Below are 14,027 nucleotides of genomic sequence, written 5' to 3'. Positions count from 1 at the left end.
CTCACGATCGCGGCGCGGCTGGCCCCGACCGACGGACGCCTGCGCGTCGCCGGCCATCTGCTCCCCGAGCGCGGGGCCTGGGTGCGTGCGCACGTCGGGCTCGCGCTCCTCGCCGACGCCGACGACCGCGTGCGGGCGCTGCGCCGCGCCCTCGCAGGGAAGGCGAGCCTCGTCGTGATCGAAGGCGTCGACGCGCTCGATCACGCGGAGCGCGACCAGGCCGCCGCGCTGCTGCGCGACGCCGCCGCGGCGCTCGCGGCAGGCGACGAGCGTCTGACGCTCGTCGTGACCGGCCGCACCGAGAGCGCAGCTCTCGCCCTCCTCGCGGACGCGCACCGCCCCGACGTGACCTCGATCACGCTGCGCTCCGCCACCGCTCAGACCACCCCCACCGCAGAGGTGAACGCATGACCCCGAACTGGATCACCACGGCCGTCGAGCGTGCGCGCTCGACCCGGCCCGTCACGTGGCTGACGCTGATCGGCGTGCTGCTGCTGCCCGTCGTCATCGGCGGCATCCTGGTGGCCGCGCTGTACAACCCCGTGGAGCGGCTCGACAACCTGACCGCCGCCGTCGTGAACGAGGACGAGCCGGTCACCGTCGACGGCCAGCTGGTGCCGCTCGGCCGCCAGCTCACCGCCGGGCTCGTCGAGGGCTCGGACGAGCTCGACAGCAACCTCACCTGGACGCTGTCGAACGCGGATGACGCGGCCGCAGGTCTCGCCGACGGCACGTACGCCGCCGTCATCACGATCCCCGAGAACTTCACGGCCGCCGCGCTGTCGACCCGCCCCGGTGAGACGCCCGAGCAGGCGACGATCGAGGTGACGACGCCGCCCGACAGCCTCATCGTGGACGACGCCATCACGGCGCAGGTCGCCTCCGCCGCCGCCTCGACCATGGGCACGCAGCTGTCGACCGTGTACCTCGAGAACGTCTTCCTCGGGTTCACGACGCTGGGCGACCAGCTCGGCACCGCCGCCGACGGTGCGCAGCAGCTCGCCGACGGCGCGACCCAGGCCGCCGACGGCGCGGCGCAGCTGCCCGACGGCATCTCGCAGATCGCCGACGGCAACGAGCAGCTGGCGAGCGGCGCCTCGCAGCTCGCGAGCGGCGCCGGCCAGATCGCCGGCGGCGCGACGTCGCTGCAGTCGGGGCTGACGACGATCGCGGGCAAGACGCGCGAAGCGTCTGCGGGGGCGCAGCAGATCGCCGACGGTGTGAACGCCGGCGCGACCGCGCTCGAGCAGACCGGGCTCGTCCCCGACGGACTCACGCAGGCCGCGAACGGCGCGTCCGCAGCGACCGGTGCGGCGGCGGCGGAAGCGAAGTCGAACTTCGAGGCTCTGCAGAAGCTCGCGGCATCGTGCGCGCAGCCTGGGGACTTCTGCACGCAGCTCGGAGCAGCCGTGGCATCGGCAGGGAAGACCTCGGCGATCCTCAACGGCACTGATCCGAAGACCAATCCCGGTGCGGCGAGCCTGACGCAGCTCACGGCAGGCGGACTGGCCCAGCTGAACACCGATGGCACAGCGGAACTCGTCGCCCAGTTCCGCACCATCGGCACCGGCGTCGGCACGCTCGCGGGCGGCCTCACCCAGCTCGCCGGCGGCATCGACCAGTCGGCGGCGGGCGCGGGGCAGCTGGCGACCGGCGTGGCCGGCATCCAGAGCGGCGCGGACGGCCTCTCCGACGGCGCATCGCAGCTCGCGTCCGGCGCGACCCAGGCCGCCGACGGCGCGACAAGCCTCGCCGACGGTGTGGCGCAGCTCGCCGACGGCACCGGAGAGCTCGCGAGCGGGCTGGCCACCGCATCCGATTCCCTCCCGTCGTACACCGACGACCAGGCCACCGACCTCGCCACCGTGGTGGCGGACCCCGTGGAAGCGGAGGGCGTGGGCACGTCGCTGTTCGGAGCCTCCGCGATCCCGCTGCTCGCGACGCTCGCGCTGTGGTTCGGCGGACTCGGCACGTTCGTCGCGCTGCAGGCGGTGTCGCGCCGCGCGCTCACGTCGCGCCAGCCCTCGGCGCTGCTCGCGCTGCGCTCGTTCGCCCCGGCGGCGGCGCTCGGCGCCGTGCAGGGCATGCTGGTGGCCGGCGTCGTGCAGCTCGCCGCGTCGTACGCGTGGGCGGACTGGTGGCTGTTCGCCCTGGTCTCGGTCGTCGCGGGCATCGCCTTCGCCGCGGTGAACCAGGCGCTCATCGCCGTGTTCGGCGGCGCCGGGCGCTGGATCGCCGCACTGATCGGCGTGTTCGCCGTCGCGACCGGCGTCGTCTCGACGGTGCCCGGTGTGCTCTCGAGCGTCGCGGCGCTGCTGCCCACCGGGCCCGCCTACAACGGGATGCTCGCTGCCCTGACCTCGGCGTCGGGACTCGGCGCCGCGATCGCCGGCCTCGTCGTATGGACGCTGCTCGCCCTCGGCGCGACGATCCTCGCGGTCGCGCGCCGGCGCAGCACCTCGGCGCGCGCGCTGCTCAAGGCGGCGCCCGCCACCGCCTGACCCCGCTCGTTCTCGGAGCCCCGGCCGCCTCCCGGCCGGGGCTCCGCCATGTCTTCTCGGGTTCGGGGCGCGGAAGCGACGTTCGGGGCGCGCCGCGCGCGCCCCGAACGTACGCGACGCGCCCCAAACCCCGAGGCATCATCGGGGGCGGGCGGCAGCTCGTCCGATCGGCGGCCGAACAGTGGCCGATCGGCCGATTGCCGGCGGGACCGCGGCGCGACAGGATCGCAGCATGAACGCCGAATCGCCCCCGACTGCGGCGCGCCGCGATCCGGCCCGGATCCCGCCGCGCTGGTTCATCCGCACCGCATGGGTCGTCCACCGGGCGCTGTACCGGGTGACCCGCGGACGCATGGGGCTGCGGCATCCGTCCCCCACGGTCTACGGGATGATGCGCCTGCACACGATCGGACGCCGGTCGGGCGCGCCCCGCGTCGCCATCCTGGGTTACTTCGAAGACGGCCCGGATCTCGTCACTCTCGCGATGAACGGCTGGGGCGACCCGCCGCCGGCGTGGTGGCTGAACCTCCAGGCGCGGCCCGCAGCATTCGTCGATCTTCCCGACGGCACGCGCGAGGTGCTCGCCCACGAGGCGACCGGCGCGGAGCGCGAACGACTGTGGGCGGTGTGGCGCACCGTCGAGGGCGACGCGGATCTCGACGCCTTTGCGGCGCTGCGCAGCCGCGAGACGCCGGTCGTGGTGCTCGCCCCCGCACTGACGTCCATGTCCGGCGGGGTCGGGTCCCTCGGGGGAGAGTGAGACCCGACCCGCCGGCGCCGGCGACGGTCACCCGTCGTCGGTCTTGATCGTGACCAGCCCCTGCGCGTCCGCGAGGTTGGCGCCGGGCGCCGGCTGCAGAGTCACGATGAATGCTTCGTCCGGTTCCTTCGCGGCGTCGCCGCGGACCGTGAAGGTGATGGTGGCGGTGGTGGCGCCGGCGGCGAACGTCACGACGCCGGAGGTGGCGCCGGTCACATCGACGCCCCACGTGACACCGTTCGCGATGAGGGTGTCGACGCTCCACCCGATCGACAGCGCCGAGCCCGCCTGGTCGCGGGTGACCGTGAGCGTCACGGTCTTGGTGGTGCCGGCCGCACCCTCGCTGACCGTCGCGTCCGAGATCCGCACGGCCTGCGCCGTGGGCGGGGACCCCGTGTACGCGTCCTCGTCGGTGCGCAGGCGATAGTCGGCAGCGGATGCTGTGACCCCGGCCCCGAACGCGAACAGACCCTGTCGGCCGTCGGCGAGCGGCGAGTTGTACGAGAACGAGGCGAGCACCTGGCCCCCGAGCGTGACGGTGACCACCGTCGCCTTGAGGACGATGTCGAGCACGTAGTCGGTGCCGCCGGCGAGTGCCCGGGCGATGGCGAGGTCGATGGTGCGGACGCCCTTCGCCACATGTCCGATCACCACGCGCTGGCCGGCGACGTCGATCCCGACGAACTTGTAGTCCTTCGCGGAGTACCAGTCGAAGAGGATGCCGGTGATCCCCGCCGCCCGCAGGGTCGCGGTGAGCTGCACGTAGCTGGTCGCGTCGAACTGCGGCACGCTGCTGTAGCCCGTGCCGACGGGGACGCCGATGAGCGACGTCGCGGTGCCCGCAGCATCCGTCGCCCCCTGCAGTCGCCCGCCGACCGTCGTCCAGGTGCCGGTCACGTCCTGCCTCGCCGAAGGCCCGCCGCCCTCGAAGAACTCGGTGCGGTCGATCGTGATCTCGGGCGAGATGACGGTGAGGGCGATGTTGTCGAAGAGACCCTTCGCCTGGTTCGACCCGAAGCCGGTGAGGCCGCGGTTGAGGGCGACCTGCTGGCCGCCGATGATGCGCGGCGCGAAGGTGTGGCTGAAGGCGTTCTTGCCGTCCGCAGTGACCGTGACGACCAGGCCGTTGATCACGACGTTGAGGTTGTAGAACGTGTTGGCCTTCACGCCGCCGGGCACGCTCCCCTGCGCCCGGACCCACCAGCCGGTGGCCGTGCGCTCACCGATCACCATCTTGTTGGTCGACTGGTCGATGCCGGCGAACTTGAAGTCGGTGGGGCTGAAGTAGTCGAAGATGATGTACGCGTTGGCCTTCCAGCCCCCGGTCGGCTTGTCCATCGAGATGCGCGCCGAGACCTCGTAGTAGACGGTCTGGTAGGCGTCGGAGTACCAGACGGCGACCGCGTCGCCCTGCGAGCTCGCCGCCGTGACGGTGAGCACCCCCTGGGTGATCGTGAAGGTGCCGGAGTCGGTGAGGAAGCCCTGCAGCGTGCCGTCGTTGAAGTCCGCGCCGCGCACGCTGTCGCGCTTGCCGCCGGGGATGTTCCCCGCCTGCGGGTCGGTCGGGCCGCCCGTCTGCGTCTGCCAGTAGCCGTGGTCCTCCTGGCGGATGAGCCCCAGCTCGCCGAACGGCTCGCCGTTGCGCACGGGGTCGCTGCCCTCGTCGCTCCAGCGCGTCGGGTCGGCGCCCTGGCTGCGGCTGAGCGCGTACAGGAACTCGGGCAGGGCGGGGTTGTTCTGGCGGCTGACGGTGGCCATGCCGAACGGGGCGAAGGGCACGAGGTAGCTGTTGAACTCGCCGACCCAGTCGATGAGACGGTCACCGGCGGTGTTGCCGATCAGGATGTCGAGACCGGCACCGCCGTACGCGCGATCCTGGAAGCTCGAGTTGACGCCGTCGGCGATGTCGTTCAGCCATGTGTCGCCGTACTGCTGGCACGTGCCGTTGTTCGCCATGACGAGGCATCCGTTGTGCAGATCGTCGTCAGCCTGGTGCAGGTCGTTGCCCCAGCCGCCCCACAGCGTGTCTTGACCGGTGCCGCCGACGAGCCAGTCGTTGCCGAGATCGCCGAAGATCGCGTCGTCGCCGTCGGAGGCCTGGTCGTACTTCCACGCGAGGCAGTTGCCCTGGTTGTCGACCGACACGCAGGTCTTCACGAGGATGTCGCCGAACTTGTCTTCGTTGTTGAGGAAGAAGTGGTTCGGGAACAGGGCCCGGTCGGAGCTGCCGGTGCACGTGTGCCCGCTCGGCGACCACGAGGTGCAGCCCCAGGTCTGTCCGGCGCCGTTGAACAGGATCGCGCGGCGCGGGTCGTATTCGTCGTAGAGGAGGAACTCGCCCAGACGCATCTCGTTGTGGTTGTTGGCGTGCCACGGGTTGGTGTCGGCGCCGAAGTGCAGCACGTCGCCGGGGTTCCACGGGTGGGCGAAGTCGATGTACTCGAGTCCGGCGAGAGAGCCGTCGGAGGTGAAGTGCTGTGCGAATCCGGATGCCGCGGCGACGGGGCCGTTCGTGCCGCCGGTGGCACGCAGGTCGTCGGGGTCGGTGCCGATCGCCTCGGCGCCCGAGATCGCGTCGTCGCCCGCGCCGCCGTGGATCCAGTCGGAGCCCCAGCCGCCGAAGATGATGTCGTCGGAGTTGTTGGCGTCGTAGAGCGGCGAGTTCGCCACGTGCTGGTTGCCGGCGTTCACATCGGGACCGAGGTTGTAGATCGTGAGGTCGGCGGCCTTGTTGAGCGCGCCGGCGAGGTTGATCGTCGCGGTCTGGCCCTGACCCGGCGTGTAGATGAACTCGTTCAGCACGTTGCCGTTGGAGTATTTGGTGTCGGGGTCGGTCGCCAGCAGCGCCGTGATGCCGAACAGGCGCTCGCTGTAGCAGGCGGTCGGAGCACCGGGCACGGCGGAGTTGCCGTTACACGCGGCGCCCGTGAGCGTGACCCCCGTGGAGCCGTTGCGGCTGGTGAAGATGCGGCCGTCGTCGCCGAGGATGCCGTCCTGACCGGTGCCGCCGGAGATCCAGTCGTTGCCCCAGCCGCCGATGAGGTCGTCGCTCTGGGCGTCACCGTAGATGATGTCGTGGTCGGCGCCGCCGTAGACGGTGTCGTCGCCGGTCTCTCCGTGCACCTCGTCGCGGCCGCCGGTCTGCCACGGCGTGCCGCCGGAGGATGTGTTGCGCCAGGCGCCGACGTCGGTGTTCAGGACGTTCGAGCACGTCGGCTGCGTCGGCGAGCCGTTGGTGCAGTCGCTGCCGAGGCCGAGGCCGAAGTTCTCGGGCCGGAAGTCGGGCCCGCCGAGCGTGTAGTCCAGGAGCGTGACGCCGCGGACCACGAGGCGCTGCGCACCGGTGTTCTGGTCGTACCGGGACTTCACGTAGTTGTCGGGCGCCTGGGCGGCGGTGGTCTGCCCGGTGCCGATGCCGGCGATGCCGTCCTGACCGTTGATGCCGACGATGCGGATGATGCGGCCGTTGTCGCCGACGATGGTGTCGGCGTCGCGCGCGTCCATGTCGGCCGGCACCGTGCCACCGGCGAGGGTGCCGCCTGTCGACGGCGTGCTGGCGTTCGTGCCGCCCGACGTCTCGTCGTTGATGCCGATGCGCCCGCCTGCCCCGCCGAACAGGATGTCGGCGCCGCGGTCGTGGCCCGGCTGGTAGTCGAGCGCCGGGTTCTGCAGGCCGTCGGGACGCAGATCGGCCGTGATGAGGCTGAAGAAGTCGCTCGAGCCACCGACGATGTCGTCCTGGCCGAGGCCGCCGAAGACGACGTCGTTGCCGGCGTTGCCCTCGATGTAGTCCTCGCCATCCGTCGCCGCCTCGAACGACGGCACGACCACGAGAACGCCCGTGTAGTCGCAGAGGATCGCCACGCCCGCGCCGGGGTCGTTGTCGTAGCAGCCGAGGGGGGTGCGCGAGGCGCCCACGTGGGAGGCCGAGGTCGCCGCATCGGCCACACCGTTGACGACGGACGGGTGGTCGTCGATCCAGCGGCGGAAGGCCCCCTCGATGCCGCCGTCGCCCTGCAGGACGTCGTCGCCGAGCTGCCCGAACAGGATGTCGTGGGCCGCGCCGCCCGCGAGGTAGTCGTTCCCCCACGTCGCGGCCCACTTGTCACCCCGGTCCGACGCCACGTCGTGGAACAGGTTCGTCACGTCGTACTCCGCCCACCACGGCGCCCCGTCGGGGTCGCGGTACGGGCGCGGCGTGCCGTCGACGAGCAGCACGCCCGAGTTGTTCTCGGTCGGAGTCGGCGCACCGTTGCAGAGGTTCGAGGCGTCCGTGATGTCGCTGCGGCTGTAGAGGAGCGTGCCGCACAGCGACTGGAACCGCGGGCTCGTCCAGTTGCCCGGCGTGCGGTCGAACCACACGGCGTCGCCGAACAGGATGTCGTCGGACTGATCGCCGTCGATCATGTCGTTGCCGGCGCCGCCGACGAGCACGTCGCGGCCGAGGCCGCCGAAGACGATGTCGTCCGCGCCCTTGTCGAGGTTGACGCTGCGGATCCGCAGGATCGAGGCGAGCGCCGTCGTCTGGATCTTCTGCAGCCGCGGGTCGGGCTCGTTCGGGTCGGCCACGTTCTGGTCGATCGCGCCGTGGTCGCCGAAGACGATGTCGTCGTACGCCCACTCGGGCTGCCCATTGGCGTTCACCGCGAACGACCCGAGGCCGAGGCCCGGCGCGCCGTCGCCGTAGATGAGGTCGTACCCGGCGACGAGCAGGTCGTCGACGACGCCGATGACGCCACCCACGATCGGCGTGAGGGTCGTGCCGTTCGGGATGAAGCCCGCACCGGTCACCGTGGGCCGCGGGCTGCGGTTGATCGTCGCGATGTCGAGCGCACGCGTCAGCACGTCGACGTTGACGCCCGAGTCGCCGTAGATGTGGTCGACGCCCCGGAGGCCGCGGATCTCGTCGTCGCCCGAGCCGCCGGCGAGGTGGTCGCCGGCCTGGCTGCCGATGATGAGGTCGTCGCCCAGTCCGCCGTAGGCCGTGAAGCCCACGGTCGGCAGATTCGCCGGGAGGAGGTCGGCGAACAGACCGGACGCGTCGATGATGTCGTTGCCGCTGTAGTCGTAGGGGTTCGCGAGTCCGAACACCCACTCGTCGTCCTCGTTCTCGCCGTCGGGGATGTGGGTGAACGGGTCGAACGGCTTGGGACCGAACTCCATGCCCAGGTTGTCGCCCGGCGTGCCCGAGTACCAGACGCCGTCCTGCGACGTGTCGCCGTAGACCACGAGCGGCGAGCCGGGGCCGGCCGTGTGCGTCGCGTCGCAGCGCACCGGATCGTCGACGAGGCCGTCCGGCTGCGCGGCGATCTTGAAGAGCAGGCTGTCCACCGCTCGGTTGCAGACGGTGATGACGTCGCCGCCGATCATGACGCCGTTCGACGCGCGGAACTCGTCCCACGCGGTGAGAGTCAGGGTGACGGCATCCCAGATCGCCACGCCCGCCGCGTTCAGGTGCATGCTCGGCGCCCACGCGACGTTCGCGAACTCCACGACGCTGTCGTTCGCACCCGAGAACTTCGAGATGGTGAACGGACCCGCGAAGCCACTGATGCGCACCTGCATGCCGACCTTGAAGCCCGCCGCGCTCCAGCTCGCGCCGTCGGTGCGCGTCAGGCTCGACGTCCTCACCTGCACCGGCGTTGTGACCTCGATCTTCACCGGCTGCGCGACGCGGACATCGGTCGCGAGTCCGCTGCCGAGCGGCAGCGTCACGGGCGTGGTGGGGGCGATGTTCGGCCCGCCCAGGATCATGATCGATCCCTTGCCGCAGCCGGGGAACGGGTCGCCGTACGGGCACTGGGCGAACGGCAGATCGAGGAAGCCGAGGATCATCCGCGTGAAGTTCTCGCCAACGAGCTGCACGTGCTGGGAGGCGTGCAGGTACGGGTCGCCCGCGTAGTACCCGCTGCCGGGCAGCAGGCCGTTGAACGCCCAATTGAGTCCGTCGAGTCGCGTGAGGACGAGTGCCGCACCCGGGAACGCGGAGGCCTGAGCTGGCGTCGGGGCGGTGCGCGTCATCTCGAACACCGTCTGGATCGGCGTGTTGCCGCCGCCGTGCACCGCCGTGAGGCCGCCGTGCGGTCCGGGGACGAAGACGCTCTGCGAGGTGGGCGCCGCGATCGACGGGAGCACGTCGCCGCGGTCGAGCGTCAGCGTCGTGGCCGTCACCGCGACCAGGCGCCACTGGCCCGCGATGTTCGCGATCCGCACCAGCTGGCCGACGACGAAGCCGTCCGCGATCCAGCTGCCGCTCGCACGGGTGACCGTGCCGCCGGCGGGGCCTCCGACCACGGTCACCGGGACCGTGATCGTCACCGGGACATCCTGCGCGACGACGGTCGGGGCGTTGACGCCGGAGCCCGACGTGCCCGGCGTCGGAGCGCCGCCGCTCACGAGCTGCAGGTACATCACTGTGTTGTCGGTGGTGTCGCTCGGGTCGGAGTCGGCGAAGCCGACGACCTTGAACACGCGCCCGGGCTGGTTGCTGATCGTCACCGGCTGCCCGATCAGGAAGCCCTGCGCCTTCCAGTCGAACGGCGACGGTCGTGTGAGCTGGAGCGCACCGGCCGGCGGCGCCGTGAATCCGGGGTACGACTGCGCGGCGGCGAGGGTGATCTGCCCCTTCAGCTTCACCGGGTCGTCGGGCTGGAGCGTGCCCTGGATGTCGAGGCGGTCGTTGCCGGAGCCGAGGAAGAGGTTGAGCACCTCGATCGAGCTGCGGCCGGCCGACGTCTCGTACTCGCCGTCGACGAACGACACCGAGCCGAAGCTGATGCCTCCGGGGAAGATCTGCGGCTCCCCGAACGTCTCGTTCTGCGATCCGCCGTAGGCCGCTCCGAAGTCGAGGTCCTTCGCCATGCCGAGGCCGCGGAGGGTCGTCGAGGTGATGACGCCCCAGTTGTGCGCCACGCTGCCGTCGCCGTAGATGTTGAGGACGTCGATCTGCTTGGATTCGGGCGCCTGGGTGGCGATCGCGAACAGCGGGCCGTCCTGCTCGCCCGGCAGCTTCAGCCCGAGCTCGAGCGAGCGGTCGGCGCCCGTCACACCGCCTTCGACCGCGAGCGGGCCGCGCAGCCGCGTGAGCAGGTGCTGCGACGCCGGGAAGTTCTTGACGCCCTGGCGCACGATCGGCTGGTAATAGCCGAGGTCGGCCTCGAGCTCGACCTTCTGGTCGAGGTACCAGTCGGCGGCGGTGAAGGTCGCCTGCGCGGCGATCCTCACGACGCTGAACGCCGAGCCCGACAGCGCTGAGAAGTCGTCGTACGAGTCGGGGCGGAACTCGAGCTGCTGGTCGTGCGCGAGGTTGGTGCCGCGGATGTTCTGGATCTTGGCACGGACGCAGTCGCCGTCCCCGTCGCACACGAGCACCCACTGGCCCTCGAGGAATCCGTCGGCGAGCCAGCCGCCGCCGGCGCGCGTCAGCCGGAAGTGCGTGAGCAGGTCATCGCCGACCGCCGTGGCGAGCGCCGCCGAGCCGTCCCAGATCCCTCGCCGGGTCAGGACGTTGATCGACGTGCCGGTCGCCGCGCCGCTGCAGCCGACGAGCGGCGTCGACACCGTGAAGGACTTGCCGTCGACCGAGATCGACTGCACGGTGTAGATGCCCGTGCACGCCGCGAACCGCAGACGCTGGCCGACGGCGAGGCCGTCGTCCCAGAAGCTGCCGGTGTCGCTGCCGTTCGCCCGCGTGATCGCCGATCCGGCGAACGAGAGGTTGCCCAGGAACACCCGCGACGGGATGTCGCCGCCGATCTCCACATAGTCGTCCGGCGTGACCGCGACCCCGTTGATCGAGACCACGTCAACGAGACCGTCGGGCGTGATGACGACGTGCACGTCGCCGGTCGGGGTCGTCGTCAGGCGGATGTAGTAGCCGTCGCGGAGGCCCGGCACCGAGCACGCCGCGTCGCCGCACTTGACGACGACGGTGTCGGTGCCGGTCGGGATCGTGACGACCTGCGCCGTCTCGTCGTCGTAGACGAGCACGTCGGTGCGCTGCTGACCCGACCGCAGGTTCGGGAAGGTGTATGCCGGGGTCGCGAACTCCTGACCCCAGAAGATGATGGCCGTGGTGGGATCGCCGGGCTCGGGGTTGCTGCGTGCCTGCAGCGTGAGCCGCACCGGGGTGTTCCAGTTCGTGCTGTCGAAGGTCAGCAGGTAGTACGTGCCGAACGCCTCGCCGGTGACCTTGGTCCAGCGCGAGCCGAGTGCGGGGTCGAGGATCTGCAGGATGCGCTGGGAGTCGGCATCCATCGTGATCTTGACGGTGATGGTGAGCGCGCCCGGGTCCTTCGCGAGCTGGACCAGGATCTCGTCGGTGCGCTGCGTGGTGCCGCTGCCCTCGATCACGACGCCCCGGTCGTCGAGGACGCAGTTCTGCGCGTTCGCGGCGCAGGCGATCTCCCCCGGCGTGTTCGGCGCGGTGGTGGGGTTCTCGGTCGACGGCTCGACGTGCGTGACGTAGACACCCGGGGTGTCGTTGTCGTACACGCGGACGTTCACCTGACGCACCGCCGCACCGTGGAACTCGGCATCCGCGACCTTGTCGGCGGCGATGACCGAGTGCTGCACCACCACGGTGCGGTCGCCCTCCGAGCGGAGGTCGTCGTAGGCGCGGATGTAGAGGCGCTGCGGAGTGTTCCAGTTCCCGGGCGTGAACGTCAGCACCACGGCGCGTCCGGCCTCGTCGACGACGACGCCGTTCCGTACGTAGTGGCGCTGGAAGTCGCCGATGCCGTTGCACTGGTCGCCGTACGGGAAGGTGTCGACGCAGAGCCAGATCGTGTCGGCGACGCCATCGGTGAGCCCGAAGCCCGTCGGGTTGTCGAAGGTGTCGCGCGCCTCTTCATCGGGCGAGAGCGCGGCCGAGACCGTCACGAAGATGTTCGCGGTGGGGGCATGGCTGAGCTCGACGGTGTAGTGGTTGATCTCCCTGATGGGCCCGGTCGTCGTGCCCTCGCGCACACTCGTCGACGTGCCCTGCTCCTTGATCACGACGACGCCGGTCTCGGGGGTCGCGAGGTTGTAGGGCACACCGTCGACCACGATGCCGTCGTAGCGGGGGTCGTCCGAGAGGACGATGTGGTCGACCGCCCCCGAGATGCCCTCGAGCTCGCGGGTCACGATGTCGGCCGTGACGTCGCCCGCGACCGAGATCTGGTCGGAGCCCAGGCCGCCGATGACGCGGTAGGCGACGCCGTACGCGGTGGACAGGACGAAGAACTGGTCGTCGCCCTCGAGCCCGTCGACCTCGAGGATCTCGATCGTCGTGTACTTGACGTTGAGCCCGGCGCCGTAGATCGCCTTGTCGGTGATGACGAAGTCGTCGGCGAACTCGGTGCCGAGGACGACGAGCTTGTCGAAGCCGGTGCCGCCGTCGACGTTGACCGGCGCGTTGACGTCGTACTGGACCTCGTCCTCGCCGCCGCCGGCGCGGATGTCGAGCGGACGGTTCGTCGAGAAGCCGAGCCCGATCACCGGCACGGCGACGCCGTTGGCGTCCAGCGGGATCACGTCGTCCTGCCACATCGTGTGGTCGAGATCGACGTTGCTGCCCGGCGCGTGGTGGTACGTGATGTGCGCGTCGGCGTTGTTGCAGACGTCGTCGCCGTTGTTGTCGTAGCGGATGTAGCCGCCCGCGAGCACGCACTGCCCGTCGTCGGCGCCGTCCGCCGCATCCAGCGGGAAGACGCCGCCCGCCGGCCGGTAGTCCACGTCGCTGAGGCCGCAGCCGGCGATGTTGTCGGCGTCGGTGTCGCACACCGCGGCAATCGCGAAGGCCCGGACGATGAACAGGTCGTTGTCGTCGTCGCCGTTGAGCTGGATCTCGGCCTGGTTCGAGTAGACGATGAAGCGGTCGTTGCCGGTGCCTCCGGTGGCCAGCAGCGGGGCGTGCGCACCGGGGCTCAGCCAGCCGCGGGTCGTGGGGACGAGCGCCGGGAACGTGTCGGCGGGGAGCAGGGCGCCGCCCTCGGGCGCGGCCTCGCCGTCGCGCTGCGTGCCGAAGATCTGGCCGATCTGGAACGCGTCGTTGCCGGCGCCGCCGTCGAGCGTCATCGTGGCCTGCGTGTCGTCGACGTAGAACGCGTCGTTGCCGCCCAGGCCGAAGACCGTGATGCGGCCGTTGAGCGCACGGTCGTAGTTGATGCGCTGCACGAGCGCGCTGGGCTCGTTGCCCTGCGTGCGGTCGCGGTAGAGGCCGATGCCGCCGTCGGCGTTGCCGTTGCCGGCGAGCAGGGCGATGAACGCGGGGTGATCGGCGGTCTCGGTCGGCGTCGCGCACGTCGCCGGGACGCCCGCGTTGAGGGCGAACGGCGACTCGTTGTCGATGCAGGTCAGTGCCCGCAGCAGCCAGATGTCGTCGGCAGCGCCGCTTGCCCCGTTGTACGCCACGGCCGCGTTGTCGTAGCCGTAGATGCCGAGCTCGTCGACGCCCTGGTTCGCAAGACCCGTGTCGAGGACGTTGATGACGTAGTTGCGGATGTTGCCGTGGCTGCCGTTGGTGTAGATCGAGTAGTGGTCGGTCTCGCCCTGGCCGTCGAGGGTGAGCGTGTGCCCTGCGCCCGTGCCGGACTGCAGGCCCGTCGGGCTCGTCACGACGTCCATCGACTGCAGGTACCAGACCGTGAACTCGTCCTCGCCGTCGGCGGTGGTCGACGTGAGGGTGGCGTTGCCGTGCACGATGGTCTTCGCGCCGAAGAAGATGTAGCCGGCGTCGCCCCACTGCTCTTTGTTCAGCGCCGCATCGGTGGTCTGCGCGAGGT

At 70.8% G+C, this 14,027-nt stretch carries 3 protein-coding genes and 1 pseudogene (1 of these 4 only partly in view); 3 read left to right on the top strand and 1 reads right to left on the bottom strand.

The genetic code is table 11. The features are described from left to right. The 3 genes and pseudogenes from AC3A46_RS13600 to AC3A46_RS13590 form a co-directional block, all read left to right on the top strand. Positions 1 to 411: pseudogene (locus AC3A46_RS13600) on the top strand (MMPL family transporter); the annotation flags it as partial. Further along, a complete protein-coding gene (locus AC3A46_RS13595; protein ID WP_487665663.1) occupies positions 408 to 2,501 on the top strand; it encodes a YhgE/Pip family protein in 2,094 nt (697 codons plus the stop codon). The pseudogene AC3A46_RS13600 and the gene AC3A46_RS13595, both read left to right, overlap by 4 nt. A gap of 232 nt (positions 2,502 to 2,733) precedes the next feature. Next, on the top strand, positions 2,734 to 3,261 hold the full coding sequence (locus AC3A46_RS13590) for a nitroreductase/quinone reductase family protein (RefSeq protein WP_487665662.1): 528 nt from the start codon (positions 2,734 to 2,736) through the stop codon (positions 3,259 to 3,261). 27 nt (positions 3,262 to 3,288) lie between these two features. Here the strand turns inward: AC3A46_RS13590 and AC3A46_RS13585 are convergent, their stop codons facing one another. Further along, a protein-coding gene (locus AC3A46_RS13585) for a hypothetical protein (RefSeq protein ID WP_487665661.1) crosses the window boundary here: on the bottom strand, positions 3,289 to 14,027 show its end. It continues 18,151 nt past the right edge of the window; 10,739 of the gene's 28,890 nt are visible here — the last part of the coding sequence; its start codon lies off the right edge, out of view — the gene reads right to left on this strand; the stop codon is at positions 3,289 to 3,291.

The sequence above is a fragment of the Microbacterium sp. Soil_C_42 genome (genome assembly GCF_057656735.1).
The sequence above is the reverse complement of the archived record's forward strand: the minus strand, read 5'-3'. Positions and strand labels throughout refer to the sequence as shown.